Origin of the sequence: Streptosporangium carneum, from assembly GCF_027922005.1 — a bacterium.
Lineage (GTDB): Bacteria > Actinomycetota > Actinomycetes > Streptosporangiales > Streptosporangiaceae > Streptosporangium > Streptosporangium carneum.
In genome coordinates this window covers 23,548-39,287 of sequence record NZ_BSEV01000046.1, presented here as the reverse complement: position 1 = coordinate 39,287, position 15,740 = coordinate 23,548, and the positions used below count along the sequence as shown (strand labels likewise).

Annotated in this window: 16 protein-coding genes; 13 read left to right on the top strand and 3 right to left on the bottom strand. The window is 70.1% G+C overall.

Translation table 11 applies throughout. The annotated features are described in order from the left end of the window. Nucleotides 1–275: 275 nt before the first annotated feature. The gene (locus PKF00_RS42705) at nucleotides 276–974 is read right to left on the bottom strand and encodes a dienelactone hydrolase family protein (RefSeq protein WP_271223505.1); all 699 of its coding nucleotides are present in this window, start codon (nucleotides 972–974) and stop codon (nucleotides 276–278) included. A 378-nt stretch (nucleotides 975–1,352) separates the two neighbouring features. On the opposite strand from PKF00_RS42705, the gene PKF00_RS42700 reads away from it, so the two are divergent. After that, a complete protein-coding gene (locus tag PKF00_RS42700; RefSeq protein WP_271223504.1) occupies nucleotides 1,353–1,856 on the top strand; it encodes an OsmC family protein in 504 nt (167 codons plus the stop codon). 141 nt (nucleotides 1,857–1,997) lie between these two features. Here the strand turns inward: PKF00_RS42700 and PKF00_RS42695 are convergent, their stop codons facing one another. Then, nucleotides 1,998–2,756 (bottom strand): IclR family transcriptional regulator, encoded by a 759-nt coding sequence (locus PKF00_RS42695; protein WP_271223503.1) that lies wholly within the window; start codon nucleotides 2,754–2,756, stop codon nucleotides 1,998–2,000. 73 nt (nucleotides 2,757–2,829) lie between these two features. On the opposite strand from PKF00_RS42695, the gene PKF00_RS42690 reads away from it, so the two are divergent. The 12 genes from PKF00_RS42690 (at nucleotide 2,830) to PKF00_RS42635 (ending at nucleotide 14,563) form a co-directional block, all read left to right on the top strand. Beyond that, on the top strand, nucleotides 2,830–4,284 hold the full coding sequence (locus tag PKF00_RS42690) for a 2-hydroxymuconic semialdehyde dehydrogenase (RefSeq protein WP_271223502.1): 1,455 nt from the start codon (nucleotides 2,830–2,832) through the stop codon (nucleotides 4,282–4,284). Continuing rightward, nucleotides 4,277–5,074 (top strand): 2-keto-4-pentenoate hydratase, encoded by a 798-nt coding sequence (locus tag PKF00_RS42685; protein WP_271223501.1) that lies wholly within the window; start codon nucleotides 4,277–4,279, stop codon nucleotides 5,072–5,074. Before PKF00_RS42690 ends, PKF00_RS42685 begins: the two co-directional genes overlap by 8 nt. A gap of 17 nt (nucleotides 5,075–5,091) precedes the next feature. After that, nucleotides 5,092–6,108, top strand: coding sequence for an acetaldehyde dehydrogenase (acetylating) (locus PKF00_RS42680; RefSeq protein ID WP_309298478.1), 1,017 nt, complete (start codon nucleotides 5,092–5,094; stop codon nucleotides 6,106–6,108). After that, nucleotides 6,105–7,178: a 4-hydroxy-2-oxovalerate aldolase gene (gene dmpG / locus PKF00_RS42675; RefSeq protein WP_271223500.1), complete on the top strand. Its 1,074-nt coding sequence runs from the start codon at nucleotides 6,105–6,107 to the stop codon at nucleotides 7,176–7,178. Before PKF00_RS42680 ends, dmpG begins: the two co-directional genes overlap by 4 nt. Beyond that, a complete protein-coding gene (locus PKF00_RS42670) occupies nucleotides 7,175–7,954 on the top strand; it encodes a 2-keto-4-pentenoate hydratase (protein ID WP_271223499.1) in 780 nt (259 codons plus the stop codon). The genes dmpG and PKF00_RS42670 overlap by 4 nt, the downstream gene beginning before the upstream one ends. After that, nucleotides 7,951–8,385 (top strand): RidA family protein, encoded by a 435-nt coding sequence (locus PKF00_RS42665; RefSeq protein WP_271223498.1) that lies wholly within the window; start codon nucleotides 7,951–7,953, stop codon nucleotides 8,383–8,385. The genes PKF00_RS42670 and PKF00_RS42665 overlap by 4 nt, the downstream gene beginning before the upstream one ends. Then, nucleotides 8,382–8,897 carry a 3-hydroxyanthranilate 3,4-dioxygenase gene (locus PKF00_RS42660; protein WP_271223497.1) on the top strand — a complete coding sequence of 172 codons (516 nt, stop codon included), beginning with the start codon at nucleotides 8,382–8,384 and terminating at the stop codon, nucleotides 8,895–8,897. The genes PKF00_RS42665 and PKF00_RS42660 overlap by 4 nt, the downstream gene beginning before the upstream one ends. A gap of 3 nt (nucleotides 8,898–8,900) precedes the next feature. After that, nucleotides 8,901–9,872 (top strand): amidohydrolase family protein, encoded by a 972-nt coding sequence (locus PKF00_RS42655; RefSeq protein ID WP_271223496.1) that lies wholly within the window; start codon nucleotides 8,901–8,903, stop codon nucleotides 9,870–9,872. Continuing rightward, complete coding sequence (locus tag PKF00_RS42650) at nucleotides 9,869–10,657, top strand: ATP-binding cassette domain-containing protein (RefSeq protein WP_271223495.1); 789 nt, start codon at nucleotides 9,869–9,871, stop codon at nucleotides 10,655–10,657. Before PKF00_RS42655 ends, PKF00_RS42650 begins: the two co-directional genes overlap by 4 nt. 38 nt (nucleotides 10,658–10,695) lie before the next feature. Further along, nucleotides 10,696–11,916: a kynureninase gene (gene kynU / locus PKF00_RS42645; RefSeq protein WP_271223494.1), complete on the top strand. Its 1,221-nt coding sequence runs from the start codon at nucleotides 10,696–10,698 to the stop codon at nucleotides 11,914–11,916. Nucleotides 11,917–12,039: 123 nt separating this feature from the next. Beyond that, nucleotides 12,040–13,824, top strand: a complete 1,785-nt coding sequence (locus PKF00_RS42640) for an LVIVD repeat-containing protein (protein ID WP_271223493.1) — start codon at nucleotides 12,040–12,042, stop codon at nucleotides 13,822–13,824. A 124-nt stretch (nucleotides 13,825–13,948) separates the two neighbouring features. Further along, a complete protein-coding gene (locus PKF00_RS42635) occupies nucleotides 13,949–14,563 on the top strand; it encodes a LysE family translocator (RefSeq protein ID WP_271223492.1) in 615 nt (204 codons plus the stop codon). Between the two features lie 75 nt (nucleotides 14,564–14,638). On the opposite strand, the gene PKF00_RS42630 is transcribed toward PKF00_RS42635, so the two are convergent. Then, nucleotides 14,639–15,343 carry a hypothetical protein gene (locus tag PKF00_RS42630; RefSeq protein ID WP_271223491.1) on the bottom strand — a complete coding sequence of 235 codons (705 nt, stop codon included), beginning with the start codon at nucleotides 15,341–15,343 and terminating at the stop codon, nucleotides 14,639–14,641. Nucleotides 15,344–15,740: the final 397 nt, after the last annotated feature.

Below are 15,740 nucleotides of genomic sequence, written 5' to 3'. Positions count from 1 at the left end.
ACCGCAACCACCCGCGCCCGCCAGGCCGGAGGCCTGAATCCGCCAGAGCTCAGCTGAGACGGCCGGCCGGACCACCCGCCCCCCTCCACGCGAACCAGGCCCAGCCCAGCAAACCAAACAAGCCCAGCGAACCAAACGAACCCAGAGAACCCAGAGAACCCAGAGAACCAAGCGAACCCAAAGAACCAGACGAACCCAGAGAGCCAAGAGAACAAGGCCAACCCCGCACCCGCCCAACGGCAACCGCCCCAAGCCCCCGATCCAGGAAGCAGCCCTTAGCGGACGTGCCGCCTGAGGAACTCCAGGGCCGACTCCCAGGCGGCCGGTGCGGCTTCCGGATTGTGGAACTGGGGGGCCTCGTGGTTGAGGAAGGCGTGCCCTGCCTGTTCCGCGACGTACATCTCCACGTTCGGCCGTCCGGCGGCGGCCTGCTCGACCTGGGCGACCCGGTCGCGGGGGATGTAGGGGTCGGAGCCGCCGAACACCAGCAGCAGGGGGCAGGAGATCTTCTCCATCAGCCCTGTGGCGTCCGGCACGGCGGAGCCGTAGAACGACAGTACCGCGTCCGTCTCGACGGTGGCGGCCATGAGGTAGGCGACCGAGCCGCCCAGGCAGAACCCGACCACTCCGGCCCCGCCGTCCGCCTCGGGCAACGCGCGCAGGTGGGTCAGCGCCATGGCCGAGTCGGCGACCCCGTGGGGGACGTCGAACTGCGAGCCGATCTTCAACGACTCCGCCGTCCCCGCCTCGCTGTGGTCGGACACCCAGCCGGGCTGGATCCGCCAGAAGAGGTCCGGCGCGCCCACGACGTATCCGTGCCCTGCCAGTTCCTCGGCGACCTGTCTGATGTACGGTCCGACGCCGTAGATCTCCTGGATCAGCAGGACGACCGGTCCTCGGCCGCCTTCCGGCAGCCACAGGTGCAGGTCGAACGAACCGTCGGCGACGGTCACCGTCTCGGTACGGGCTTCCACGGGCTCCTCCTGCGAATCGGCGGATAGGCGAATCGGCAAATCGGTGAATCGACGGATCGGTGAACCAGTGACCCGGCGACCTGGGAGGGTCGGGCGGGTCGGGCGAACAGTGAACCGCATACCCTCCGTTCAGGAAGATTCGCACGCCTCCCATCTTCATGTCGTCACATGGCCTGCCCGAGGTTTCCGTGCCGCGTCTTGAGCCTGGGGAGAGTGTGCGGCACTCGCCGTACCGGTGCTCGGAAACACCGTGAGGCCGGTGAAGGTGTGTGGTCGTCGCACTAGCCTGGATTCCAGCCACGTTCGGCGCGCCCTCGCCATCACGTGCTTCTCCGCGATCGGGACGCCGGTGGACGGATGTCGACGGCTGGAGGGGTCATGAGATCAGAGGAACTGAGGGCTCTGCAGGCACCGCTGAAGGCTGAGTACCGGCGTGAGCCGCGGTCGGCCGTGGTGACGCTCAGCGCCGAGGGGCGCGTCGAGGAGAGGGGGATCGCCTGCGCGGTCTCCACGGACCAGGGGGTCACGGTCGCGGGGCTGCATCCGGCGACCGGAGGCGACGGCACCCTCGCCTGCTCGGGGGACATGCTGCTTGAGGCTCTCGTGGCCTGCGCCGGGGTCACCCTGCGGGCGGTGGCGACCGCTCTCGACTACCCGGTCGCCGGCTGTGTCGTCAGAGCCGAGGGCGACCTGGACTTCCGGGGGACGCTGGGCGTGGACAAGGAAGCTCCCGTGGGCTTCGGGGAGGTACGGCTCAGCTTCGAGATCGAGGGAGACCTCAGCCCGGAGCAGCGCGCCAAGCTGGTCGAGCTGACCGAACGCTACTGCGTCGTCGCCCAGTCCCTCCGCGCCCCCGTGCCGTTCGTCGTGAGCCCGGCCTGAGAGGGACGGCCTGAAAGGGACACGGTCTGAAAGGGACACGGTCTGAACCACACTGTGGGCCGCCCCCTGAACCGGCCCCACCACGAGCGAGGGTCGGGGAGGGGCCTGAGCCGCCTGGAAGGGGGGCTGGCAGGAGAGCGGTCAGATGCCTCTGGCGAGTGCGCGGGAGATGCCCAGGGCCGCGGCCTTGACGGCGGGGGCGAGGCGGGTCGGCTGGAAGCGGGCCAGGGGGACGGAGACCGACAGGGCGGCCACCGCCATGCCGTCGCCGAACACGGGGGCCGCGATGCACGCGCCTCCCAGCTGGGCCTCCTCGCGCTCGTAGGCCAGGCCCGCGGCCTGGATCTGGCCGATGGTCTCCTCCAGGCGCTGCGGGTCCACGATCGAGTGGGGGGTCAGGCGGCGCAGCGGGCGGCCCAGGACCTCCTCGATCAGGTCGGGTCCCGAGTAGGCCAGCAGGGCCTTGCCGATTCCCGTGCAGGTCAGCGGAAGGCGGCCGCCGACCCGGGAGGGCAGGGCGAAGGCCTCCTGGCCGCGGATCTTCTCGACGTAGACCACGTCGAGGCCGTCGCGCACGCCCAGGTGCACGGTTTCGTGGGTGGCCTCGTAGAGATCGTGCATGAAGGGGAGCGCCGCGTGTCTCAGGTCGCGTTCCAGGGGCACGATGCAACCGAGTTCGAAAAGGCGGCGGCCGAGGTAGTAGCCGTCGTCGCGGCGGGCGATCGCGCCGATCTCGGTGAGTTCGGTGAGCAGTCTGAAGGCGGTGGTCTTGGGCAGGTGGCAGCGCTCGGCGACCTCGGTGAGCCGCAGCGGGCCTCCCGTGGGGCGGAACGAGTCGAGCACCAGCCAGGACTTCTCCAACATGGAGAGGCGGTCGGGGTTCCGTTTCACGGAACGCATTGTTGCTCATAACGGCTCTCAGATCTATACCCATACATAGTGACCCAAAGGTGTCCATCCCTGAGGAGAAGCATTGTCTGACCAGGTGACCCATTTCATCGGTGGGGTGCCGGTCGCCGAGGGCGCGACGTTCGCGACGCACGACCCGGTGACCGGGAAGCCGGTCCGCCTGGTCCACGAGGCGGACCAGGCCGTCGTCGACAGGGCGGTCGCCGCCGCCCGCGCGGCCCTGCCCGGCTGGGCCGCGCTGCCGGTGGCGGAGCGGGCCGTCTGGATGCGCCGTCTCGCCGACGCGATCGAGGAGCGGTTCGAGGACCTGGTGGCCGCGGAGATCGCGGACACCGGAAAGTCGATCACGCAGACCCGCACGCTGGACATTCCACGCGGGGCGGCCAACTTCCGCTCCTTCGCCGAGATCGCCGCCCAGCGTCCCGACAACGCCTTCCACCTGACGGACGTGCTGAGCTACACCGTGCGCAAGCCGCTCGGCGTGGTCGCCGTCATCGTCCCGTGGAACCTGCCGTTCCTGCTGGCGACCTGGAAGATCGGCCCCTCGCTCGCCGCGGGCAACACCATCGTGGTCAAGCCGTCCGAGAACACGCCGAGCTCGGTCGCCGTGCTGGCGGAGATCGCCGCCGCGATCGGCCTGCCGCCCGGCGTCCTGAACGTCGTGCACGGCTTCGGCGGCGGCTCGACCGGCCAGTTCCTGGTCGAGCACCCGGGGGTCGACGCGGTCACCTTCACCGGCGAGAGCCGTACCGGATCGACGATCATGAAGAGCGTGGCGGACCGGGTCAAGCCGGTCTCGTTCGAGCTGGGCGGCAAGAACGCCGGGCTGGTCTTCGCCGACGCCGACCTGGACGCGGCCGTCGAGGGCAGCGTGCGTTCCGTCTTCACCAACGGCGGCCAGGTCTGCCTGTGCACCGAGCGCCTCTATGTGGAGCGGCCCGTCTTCGAGGAGTTCGTCACGCGGCTGGCCAAGCGGGCCGGGGAGCTGCGGTTCGGGCGTCCCGAGGACGAGGACACCACGATGATGCCGATGATCTCCGCCGAGCACCGGGACAAGGTGCTGTCCTACTACCGGCTCGCCGAGGACGAGGGCGCCGAGTTCAGGGCGGGCGGCGGCGTGCCGAGCTTCGGCGACGACCGGGACGGGGGATACTACGTCGAGCCGACCGTGCTGACCGGTCTGCCGCGAACCTCCAGGGTGAACCGGGAGGAGATCTTCGGCCCGGTCTGCCACGTCGCCCCGTTCGACACCGAGGCCGAGGCCGTCGAGCTGGCCAACGACAGCGAGTACGGCCTGGCGGCGACGGTGTGGACCTCGCGGCTCAGCAGGGCCCACCGGGTCGCCCAGTCGCTGGAGGCGGGCCTGGTCTGGGTCAACACCTGGTACCTCAGGGACCTGCGCACCCCGTTCGGCGGGGTGAAGCTGTCGGGCATCGGCAGGGAGGGCGGGACCGACTCCCTGGACTTCTACTCGGAACCCACCACGATCACCATCAAGCTGGAGCCGGAACATGACTGAGTGGAGCGAGGCGACCGACGTGCTCGTCGAGGCGGCCGACCAGCTGCTCGAGGCGGCACGCAGCGGCAAGCCGTGTTCGCCGGTGCGGCAGGCGCTGCCCGTCAGGACCGCGGAGACCGGCTACGCCGTGCAGGAGATCAACACCAGGCGGGCGCTGCACGAGGGGCGGCGGCTGGTCGGGCGGAAGATCGGCCTGACCTCCCAGGCGGTGCAGCGGCAGCTCGGCGTCGACCAGCCGGACTTCGGCATGCTCTTCGCCGACATGGCCTATCCCGACGGCCTGCCCATCCCCACCGAGCGCTTCCTGCAGCCGAGGGCCGAGGCGGAGATCGCGCTGGTCCTCAAGGCCGATCTGGTCGGAGGGCCCTTCACGGTCGCCGACGTCATCAGGGCGGTCGACTTCGCGCTGCCCGCGATCGAGATCGTGGACAGCCGGATCGCCGGTTGGGACATCACGCTCGTCGACACGATCGCGGACAACGCCTCCAGTGGCGCCTTCGTCCTCGGCAACACCCCGGTCGACCTGCGCGGGCTCGACCTTCGGCTGGCCGGGATGACCATGACGCGTGGCGGTCAGGAGGCCTCGACCGGCCTGGGCGCCTCCTGTCTGGGACATCCGCTCAACGCCGCCGTCTGGCTGGCGAACGCGCTGGGCGCCAAGGACTTCCCGCTGCTCGCGGGGGACGTCGTGCTGACGGGGGCGCTCGGGCCCGTGGTCCCCGTCGAGGCCGGAGACGTGTTCGAGGCCCACTTCGAGGGCGTCGGCTCGGTACGGGCGGTCTTCGCATGAGCGGGAGGGAGCCCGGCGTGGCAGTGGACACATCCGGAGAGCACGTCCTCGTGCCTGACGCGGACGGCGGGCGCGTCGACGCCTCCGCGCGGCCTGCCGAGGGCGGCCGGCGGCCGGCGAGGATCGCGATCATCGGTTCGGGGAACATCGGCACCGACCTGATGTTCAAGGCCCTGCTGTCGAAGCGGGTCGAGGTCGTCGCCATGGCGGGCATCGACCCCGACTCCGACGGCCTGGCCCGTGCCAGGCGGCGCGGGGTCGCCACGACCCACGAGGGCGTCGAGGGCCTGGTCGCGCTGCCCGGCTTCGCCGACGTCGACATCGTCCTTGACGCGACCTCGGCCAAGGCGCACCTGCACAACGACCGGGTGCTGCGGGCGCACGGCAAGCGGGTCGTCGACCTGACCCCGGCGGCCGTCGGGCCGTACGTGGTGCCTCCGGTGAACCTGGACGCCCACCTCGGCGAGACGAACCTCAACATGGTCACCTGCGGCGGGCAGGCGACGATTCCGATCGTGGCGGCGGTCGCCTCGCGGGCGCCCGTCAGGTACGCCGAGATCGTCGCCTCGATCGCCTCCAAGTCCGCGGGTCCCGGCACCCGTGCCAACATCGACGAGTTCACCGAGACGACCTCCAGGGCGATCGAGGAGGTCGGCGGGGCCGCCGTGGGCAAGGCGATCATCGTGCTCAACCCGGCGGAGCCGCCGCTGATCATGCGTGACACGGTCTACTGCCTGGTCGACGACTGCGACGAGGCGGAGGTCGCCGAGGCGGTGCGGGACATGGTCGACAGGGTGCGCGAGTACGTGCCGGGCTACCGGCTCAAGCAGGAGGTGCAGTTCGACAGGATCCCGGCGGGCGAGCCGCTGCCGACCGGGGAGCGCACCGGCGGCGTCAAGGTGAGCGTCTTCCTGGAGGTCGAGGGCGCGGCCCACTACCTGCCCGCGTACGCGGGGAACCTGGACATCATGACCTCGGCAGCGCTGCGCACCGCCGAGCGGATGGCCGAGCGACTGACGGAGGCGGACGCGTGAAACTGTACGTCCAGGACGTGACGCTGCGGGACGGCATGCACGCCATCCGGCACCGCTACACCACGGCCCAGGCCGCCGAGATCGCCGCCGCGCTGGACGCGGCGGGCGTCGCGGCCATCGAGATCGCCCACGGCGACGGCCTCGCCGGAGGCAGCTTCAACTACGGCGCGGGCGCGCACACCGACGACGAGTGGATCGAGGCGGTCGCGGGAGCCGTACGGCAGGCGAAGCTGACGACCCTGCTGCTGCCCGGGATCGGCACCATCCACGACCTCAGGCGGGCCCACGCGCTCGGCGTGACCTCGGTCAGGGTCGCCACCCACTGCACGGAGGCCGACATCTCCGCCCAGCACATCGCCACCGCGCGCGAGCTGGGCATGGACGTGGCCGGGTTCCTGATGATGTCCCACATGGCCCCGGCCGACGAGCTGGCCAGGCAGGCCAAGCTCATGGAGTCGTACGGCGCGCACTGCGTCTACGTGACCGACTCCGGCGGGCGGCTGACCATGGACGGGGTCAGGGACCGTGTCAGGGCCTACCGCGAGGTGCTCGACGAGCGGACGGAGATCGGCATCCACGCCCACCACAACCTGGGCCTGGGCGTGGCCAACTCGGTCGTCGCGGTGGAGAACGGCACCTACCGGGTCGACGCCTCCCTCGCCGGGATGGGCGCGGGGGCGGGCAACTGCCCGATCGAGGTGTTCGTCGCGGTCGCCGACCTGATGGGCTGGGAGCACGGCTGTGACCTGCACGCCCTGATGGACGCGGCCGACGACCTGATCAGGCCGCTGCAGGACCGCCCGGTGCGGGTGGACAGGGAGACGCTGACGCTCGGCTACGCCGGGGTGTACTCCAGCTTCCTGCGCCACGCCGAGGCGGCCTCGGCGCGCTACGGGATCGACACCCGGACCATACTGACCGAGGTCGGCAGGCGCAGGATGGTCGGCGGCCAGGAGGACATGATCGTGGACATCGCGCTCGACCTGGCGCGCGGTGGGACAGGCGCGCCGGAGGCGGTGCGTGCCGGGGCAGGCACGCTCGACCTGGCGCGCGCGGAGGGAAACGCGTGACCGACATCCACAAGCTCGCCGCGGTGCTGGACGAGGCGGCGCGCACGGCCCGCGCGGTGCCGCAGCCCGAGCAGGACTACGACGTGGCGACCGCCTACCGGGTCCAGGAGGAGCTGTTGCGGCTCCGCCTGGAGCGGGGCGACCGCCTGTCGGGGGTGAAGCTGGGCTTCACCAGCGAGGGCAAGCGCCGCCAGATGGGCGTGCATGACGTGATCTTCGGCAGGGTGCCGGAGTCGTCGGCGGTCCTCGACGGCTCACACGCCGACATCTCCGCCTACATTCATCCGCGCATCGAGCCGGAGGTCGTCTACCTGATCGGCCGCCGCATCGCCACCGTCGCCGACGCCCTCGCGCCGGGCGCCGTCGCGGCCGTCGCGCCGGGCATCGAGATCATCGACTCCCGCTACGAGAACTTCCGCTTCTCCCTGCCGGACGTGATCGCCGACAACACCTCGGCCGCCGGATACGTGGTCGGTCCGTGGCAGTCCTACGACCCGTCCCGGTGGAACCTCGGCGTCGTCCTGGAGATCGACGGCCGCCCCGTCCAGACCGGGTCGACCGGCGCCATCCTGGGCGACCCGCGCAGGGCCGTGGTCGAGGCCGCGCGGCTGGCCGTACAGGCGGGGGTGGTCCTCGAACCCGGCTGGATCCTGCTCGCCGGAGCCGCCACTCCCGCCGAGCCGCTGCCCGAGGGCGTCCACGTCAGGGTGGAGGTCCAGCACCTGGGCTCGGTCTCCTTCAGCACCGGCGTCACCACGGCGGAGGAGACGCGATGAGCGGGGGCATGGTCGTCGAGGGCAAGGCCACGCCGCGCGGGAGGTTCCCGCACGTCAAGCGGGCCGGAGACTTCCTGTTCGTCTCGGGGACCAGCTCCCGCAGGCCGGACAACACGATCGCCGGGGCGCAGGCCGACGAGTTCGGCACGGTCAGGCTCGACATCGCCGAGCAGACCAGGGCCGTGATCGACAACATCGGCGACATCCTCAGGGCCGCGGGAGCCGAGCTCGCCGATCTCGTCCAGGTCACCGCCTACCTGGTGAACATGAACGACTTCGGCGGCTACAACGCCGTCTACGCGGAGTACTTCGACGAGACGGGGCCGACCAGGACCACCGTCGCCGTCCACCAGCTGCCGCACCCGCACCTGCTCATCGAGATCCAGGCCGTCGCCCACAAGCCGGCGCAGACACCTCAGGAGGGCCAGTGATACCCCCCATCGACTTCACCAAGTGGATCGACGAGCACGCCCATCTGCTCAAGCCGCCGGTGGGCAACAAGGTCATCTTCGAGGACTCCAACGACCTCATCGTCATGGTCGTCGGCGGCCCGAACGCGCGGACCGACTTCCACGTCGACCCGTACGAGGAGCTGTTCTACCAGGTCCGCGGCAACATGCACATCAACGTCATGACCGAGGACGGGCCTGAGACCGTGCACGTCCGCGAGGGCCAGATGTGGCTGCTGCCGCCGAACCTGCCGCACTCGCCGCAGCGCCCCGAGGAGGGCTCCGTCGGCTTCCTGGTCGAGCGGGTCAGGCCTGAGGGCGTGCTGGAGAAGTTCCGCTGGTACTGCCAGGAGTGCGACGCGATCGTCCACGAGGTCGAGCTCCAGGTCCGCGACATCGTCGCCGACCTGCCGCCGATCTTCCAGGCCTTCTACGACGACGAGAAGGCCCGTACCTGCGACAACTGCGGCACGCTCCACCCGGGCAAGGGATAACCGTTGATCATCGACGTCCACACGCACCACGTCCCCAAGGGCTGGCCGGACCTCGGCTGGCCCGAGGCGCCCAGGCTCAGGGTCGAGTCGGAGCGGGAGGCCATGATCCTGCTCGGCGACCGGGAGTTCCGCCGGATCCAGGACGACTGCTGGAACCCGTCGGTGCGCCTCGACCGGATGGACGCCGACGGGGTGGACGTCCAGGTCGTCTCGCCGACGCCGGTGTTCTTCTCCTACGAGCGCCCCGCGGCGCAGGCCGCGGGGGTCGCGAAGGTCTTCAACGATCTGGCCCTGGAGATCTGCGCCTCGGAGCGGCTGGTGCCGTTCTGTCAGGTTCCGCTCCAGGATCCCGATCTGGCCTGCGCGGAGCTTGACCGGTGCCTGGCCGCGGGGCACGCGGGCGTCGAGATCGGCAACCACGTCGGGGACCGCGACCTCGACGACGCGGGGATCGTCCAGTTCCTCCAGCACTGCGCGGCCGTCGGCGCGCCCGTCTTCGTCCACCCGTGGGACATGGCGGGCGGGCCCCGGCTGCAGCGCTGGATGGCGCAGTGGCTGGTCGGCATGCCCGCCGAGACCCATCTGTCGGTGCTCGCCCTCATCCTGGGCGGCGTCTTCGACCGGGTCCCCGACAGCCTGCGCCTCTGCTTCGCGCACGGCGGCGGCTCGTTCGCCTTCTGGCTGGGCCGCTTCGAGAACGCCTGGCACCGCCGCAACGACGTGGTCGGCACCTCGGAACTCCCGCCGTCGGCCTATCTGGGGCGCTTCAGCGTGGACTCGGTGGTCTTCGACGAGCGGGCGCTGCGGCTGCTGGTCGACACGATGGGGGAGGACGGGGTCATGCTCGGCTCCGACTTCCCCTACCCGCTGGGCGAGACGCCGGTCGGCTCCCTGATCAGGAGCGCGGGGTTCCTGTCCGAGACCGCCCGCGCCAAGCTTCTCGGCGGCAACGCCGCCCGGTTCCTCGGGCGGTGACCGGCGTGTTGTCACTGCACGAGGTGACGATGCGGTTCGGCGCGCTCAAGGTCGTCGACGGGATGAACCTGACGATCCGCCAGGGCGAACGCAGGGGGCTGGTCGGCTCCCCCGGGTCGGGAAAGTCCACGGTGATGCGGCTCATCGCCGGGGCCCTGCGGCCGACCGGCGGCCGGATCGAGTACGGCGGGCGGGACGTCACCGACCTGCCCGAGGAGCGCAGACCCGGCATCGCCAGGGTCTTCCAGCACGGCAGCGCCTTCGCCGGGCTCACCTGTGTCGAGCACGTGACGATGGCGCTGCGCAGGAGCGGCCTGTCGGCCTCCGCACGCTCCGCCGGCTCCACGGGCTGGCGCACGCCCGCCAGGCACAACCGGCTCGACCAGACGCGGGACGTGTTCGACCTGCTGCGGATCACCGGCCTGCAGGACGCGCCGACCGCCCTGCTCTGTGCGGTCGGCCGCAAACGGCTGGAGATCGCGATGGCCTTGGCCGCGCGCCCCAGGCTGCTGCTGCTCGACGAGCCGATGACCGGGATGACCCCGCAGGAGCGGGTCCGTTTCGCGGACCTGCTCCTGGGGCTGCCCGCCGAGCTGACCGTGGTGCTGACCGGCTGCGACGCCGAGGCCGTCGCGGCCGTGTCCTCGCAGCTCACAATGCTCGAACGGCCAGATCAGATCACGGTTCCCGCGTGGCGGGCACGCCGACGCCCCGCCCGCCACGTCGAGCGTGAGTTCCGTGTGCCGGAACATCCTGCTGCCCTGCCCTTCGCCGATGCCGGATGATAGGGGGATTGTGTAAGGCCCTAGTCCGGAGATGATTCGTGACCATCAGCCGTGCGGACTGCGTCGCCCTCGACGCCGACGATCCCCTCAAGCACCTCAGGGACGAGTTCGTCCTGCCCGAAGGAAAGATCTATCTGGCGGGCAACTCGCTCGGGGCGATGCCCAAGGCCGCCGCCGCGGCGACGGCGCGGGTCGTCGAGGAGTGGAGCGGGCAACTGGTCGGCGGCTGGAACGCCTCGGGCTGGTACGGCCTGCCGCTGACCACCGGTGACCGCCTGGCCCCGCTGATCGGCGCGGGGCCGGGGCAGGTCGCGGTCGGCGACAGCACCTCGATCGCGGTCGTCAAGGCCGTCTCGGCCGCCCTCGGCCTGCGCCCCGAGCGCAGGGTGATCATCTCGGACCTGGCCAACTTCCCGACCGACCGCTACATGGTCCAGGGACTGGCCAAGGCGCTGGGCGGCTATGAGATCCGCGACATCGGGACCCTCGACGACGCCCTGGCCGACGACGTGGCGTGCGTGCTGCTGTCGGAGGTCGACTACCGCACCGGGGACCGTTACGACACCGCGGAGGTGACCGCGCGGGTCCAGGCGGCGGGCGCGCTGATGATCTGGGACCTGTGCCACAGCGCGGGAGCGCTCCAGGTGGACGTGTCCCAGGCCGACTTCGCGGTCGGGTGCACCTACAAGTACCTCAACGGCGGCCCGGGGTCCCCCGCGTTCGTCTACGTCAACCCCCGGCACCTGGGGCAGGCCGAGCAGCTGCTGACCGGCTGGTACAGCCACGCGGAGCCGTTCGCCTTCGAGCCCGACCACCGCCCCGCCGAGGGCATCCGGCGCTTCCTGGTGAGCACCCCGCACGTGCTCTCCTACGCCCCCCTCAACGCCGCGCTCGACATCTGGGAGCGGGTCGACCTGGCCCAGGTGCGGGCCAAGAGCGTGGCGCTGACGTCGCTGTTCATCGAGGTGGCCGAGGAGCTCTGCGCGCCGTACGGGCTCACGCTCGTCTCGTCGAGGGACCCCGAGCGCCGGGGCAGCCAGGTCAGCTTCAGCCACCCGGACGGCTACCCGGTCATCCGCGCCCTGGCGGACCGGGGTGTCCACGGCGACTTCCGCGCGCCGGACATCCTGCGCTTCGGCTTCGCCCCGCTCTACATCCGCTTCGCGGACGTCCATGACGCGGCCGTCTCCCTCGCCGAGGTACTGGGCGAGGAGCTGTGGCGGGACGAGCGCTACCAGCGGCGCCTGGCCGTCACCTGACGGCCGGAGGTTTCGTGAGATAGAACGAACTCAGGTTCCGTCTCACGGAACTGAGCATGGCCGAGGGGTGTCTGGAAACGGAACTCTAGCGGTGTTCCTCCCTTTCTTATGAAAGGTCGCGCCATGCGCAACTTTCTCCGGCATGCCCTGATCACCTCCGGCGTCGCGGGTCTCGTCCTCGCCTCCGGCACGGCGGTGCGGGCGGCGGCCCCCGAAGACCCGAACATCCCCTCCGTCTGCGGTGACCGCCGCCCCGCCGATCCGCAGGCGGGCGTGTACGGCATGCAGCTGGACGGCACCTTCAGACACCCGTCCCTGACCCCGGCGGGTGAGGAGCGCTTCGCCTTCCCCGGCGGCGCGCAGGACCTGTTCAAGAAGACCAAGGGCTACGACCCGAAGTCCTACGTCGAGGGTCCGATCAAGCTGGAGGCCGCCTACCGCGGCCCCGAGTTCACCCCGGACTACTTCCACAGCTGGCAGAACATCGTCGACTTCGACGGCCGCCGCTACCTGTTCCAGTACGACCGCAGCGAGGGCCGCGTCTACGACGTGACCGACGTCAGGAAGGTCAAGGTCGTCGAGTCGCTCAGCCGCAACGACATCAAGGCCGAGTACGGCGAGAACGTCGAGCTCAAGGACGGCAAGGACTGGAAGGCCCACGACTACTGGGGCGCCTCGACGATCCAGTGGAACGCCAAGCTCGACGCCTACGTCATGGTCCAGAGCTTCGAGCAGAAGCGGCAGGTCGGCGAGCTGGGCGACGCGGTCGAGCACACCAAGTTCAACAACGCCGAGGGCGTCAGGAAGCTCAGGGAGACGACCAGCTTCAAGGGCTTCAAGGTCTACCAGCTCAACGGTCCCCGCAAGAAGGACTGGAAGCTGCTGGCCACCGTCACCACGGACGGTTCGGTGGACAACCCGCTGAACGCGCCGGTCGACGGGCCGCAGCAGGGCTCGGGCTCGCTGGACGTGCCGTACTGGACCGGCGGCAAGTACATGTTCGTCGCCGCGGCGCCGCTGGACACCTGGAGCAACACCGAGGTGCCGACCTACCTGTACTCGGCCGGCTACCAGGCGTACGACATGTCCGACCCGGCGAAGCCGAAGAAGGTCGGCGAGTGGCACAGGAAGGGCCAGGTCGCCGACGAGTCCGCCGACTACGCGAAGAACCCGCGCTGCGGCAACCAGACCTCCTGGATGGGCGCGCGCATGCCGCTGTTCATCCCCAAGCCGGTCGAGCAGGGCGGAAAGTACGGCTTCGCCGCCCTGGGCGGCTACGGCCTGTCCGTGCTGGACATCTCCAACCCCGCGAAGATGACCGAGATCTCCCACCTCGACCTGCCGATGTCGGTCGGCGGCACCGAGGCGGACAACGTGGACGTCTCCCAGTACGAGAAGACCGGCATGATCTACGTCTCGGGCTACCCGCTGGGCGAGGACTGCCACGAGCCCTACAAGGACATCTTCCAGATCGACGTCCGCGACCCCGCCAAGCCCCGCATCGTCGGCGCCCTGCCCAGGCCGAAGCCCGCGGCGAACGCCCCGTTCGGCGACTACTGCCAGCGCGGCGGCAGCTTCGGCCCCAAGCGCTCCGGCTACTACACCTCGCCCGGCGACCCCAAGGCGGGCCTGCTGCCGTACGCGTTCTACAACGCGGGCGTGCAGTTCTTCGACACCCGTGACCCGAAGCACCCGAAGATCGCCGCGCAGTTCGTCCCGACGGGCTTCGACAAGGACGTCCCGGACTACGCCCTGGGCAACCAGACCCACGGCACCTACGTCGAGTGGGACCGCAAGATCGTGTGGGTCTTCACCAACGACGGCGTCTACGCCCTGTCCTCCAAGAAGCTTCTCGGCGCCCCCAACCTGGGCAAGCCGGCCAAGCCCTTCCGCAACAGCGCGAAGTGACGTCTCACCCGCCCGTGACCGACCCCCCTGGTCGGGGCGGGTGAGCTGGGGGGTCTCCCTGTGCGTAGGATGGGCGCGCCCACAAGGCACCCGCACCATCGATGTTCAGGGAGACCCCCGTTCCATGCTGACGACCTTCGCGGTCACGGCGCTTGTAATGATTATGATCCCCGGGCCTGACCAGGCCCTGATCACCCGCAACGCCCTCGCCTTCGGCCGTACCGCCGGCCTGCTCACCATGTTCGGAGGCCTGCTCGGCCTCACCGTGCACGCCACCGCCGCGGCGGTCGGCCTGTCCGCCCTGCTGCTGACCTCCGCGACCGCCTTCACCGTGCTGAGGGTCGCCGGCGTGGTCTACCTGCTCTGGCTGGGAATCTGCGCCCTGCGTTCCAGCCGCCGCAGGGACGACGCTCCCCAGGCGGTCGCCGAACAGCCGCGCTCCCCGCTGCAGCACGTCCGCACCGGCTTCATGTCGAACGTCCTCAATCCGAAGGTGGCGCTCTTCTTCGTCACCTTCCTGCCGCAGTTCCTGCCGACCCACGGGCACACCCTGAGCCAGGCCGTGCTGCTGTCGGCCATCTTCGCGGGGCTGTACCTGCTCTGGTTCAGCCTCTACAACGTGGTCGTCGACCGGATCGGCTCCCTGCTGCGCACGCCCAGGGCACGGGCCAGGATCGAGCGGATCACCGGCCTGCTGCTGGTCGGCTTCGCGATCAGGCTGGCCGTACAGCAGCCCTGAGCGGGAAGGGCCGGACACGCCGCGCGCCCGGCCGCCCCTGTCCGGGGCGTCGGGCGCGCGGTCGCAGGCCGTGGCCTACTTCTCCGACAGCTTGCGCCCCCTGAAGAGCGGGTGGTCGGTCTCCCAGTACCTCCAGCCCTCGACCCTCGCCGGGACGTTGGCGATGCCGGAGCCGACCCTGAACGTGCTGCAGTCGCCGAGCTGCCGCCACGCGGAGAAGCCCACCCGGTAGCCGAAGACGCGGTACCAGAGGTTGCCGTACTTGCCCTCGCTGACCTCCTGGGTGTACTCGTGCCCGGCCTCGACGATGTGCTCCTCGGCGAGCAGCGGGTTGATGTTGTTGCGCAGCCTGCGGATCAGCGTGTCCCTGTTGATCGGGGTGTCGATCTCGCTGCCCTTCTCCCGCTCGATCTCCAGCTCGAAGTAGACGCGGTGTTGACGCCTGACCGACGCCGTGATCGTGCCGCCGGGGCCGTCGATGAAGCGGGTGCGGGGAATGAAGAAGTTCCTCGGCGTGAAGTGGTGGAACCTGAAGAAGTTCCTGGGCGAGCACTTCCGCCTGGCCTCTTCGGCGAGCGTGGGCAGGGTCGCGGTGGGAGAGGGCGTGGCCGTGGCTGTGGCCGTGACCGTGACCGTGGGCTTGGGCTTGGGGGTGACCGTGACCGTGGCCGTGGCCGTGGGCTTGGTCGGCTGGGCGACGGGCAGGCTGCCCGCGGACGGCGACGCGAGGGCTGACGAGCACACGCTGGCGCCGAGGGCCACGGAGACGGACCCGGCCACGATCGCCACCCCCTTCAGAGACCTGCGCCTCTTCTGTGTGGCGGGTGTGGCGGTGACATCCGTTCGGGGATTGGGCGTGAACATATGGAGATACCGTTCCTCTCGGAACGCGGCCCTTGGCCGCGACTAACTCGCTGGCCGGAATACGGCCCATGCCCGTTCGTTGAGTGACTCAACGTGACAATAAGGATGCTGGCAGTAGCGAAGAGTCGCTGTGTGATGCCACGCCGCCGGGAAGTTTCTCGAAAAAGGAAAGCGTGAGTGAAAGGTGTCCACGCCTGGCGGTCCGCCCTTCCTGTGGCGGTCCGCCCCGGGCGACGGGCCTTGGGCGCCGTGGTGAGGATGCGAGTCGCCGGGCTTCACGCTCCGCAGTCGAAGTGTTGACCGTGAGGAGAAG

Bases quoted from the DNA above. Each gene is read 5' to 3' on its own strand.
- PKF00_RS42700 (WP_271223504.1), top strand. From the start codon at position 1,353: ATGAGATCAGAGGAACTGAGGGCTCTGCAGGCACCGCTGAAGGCTGAG.
- PKF00_RS42695 (WP_271223503.1), bottom strand. From the start codon at position 2,756: ATGCGTTCCGTGAAACGGAACCCCGACCGCCTCTCCATGTTGGAGAAG.
- PKF00_RS42685 (WP_271223501.1), top strand. From the start codon at position 4,277: ATGACTGAGTGGAGCGAGGCGACCGACGTGCTCGTCGAGGCGGCCGAC.
- PKF00_RS42665 (WP_271223498.1), top strand. From the start codon at position 7,951: ATGAGCGGGGGCATGGTCGTCGAGGGCAAGGCCACGCCGCGCGGGAGG.
- PKF00_RS42640 (WP_271223493.1), top strand. From the start codon at position 12,040: ATGCGCAACTTTCTCCGGCATGCCCTGATCACCTCCGGCGTCGCGGGT.
- PKF00_RS42635 (WP_271223492.1), top strand. From the start codon at position 13,949: ATGCTGACGACCTTCGCGGTCACGGCGCTTGTAATGATTATGATCCCC.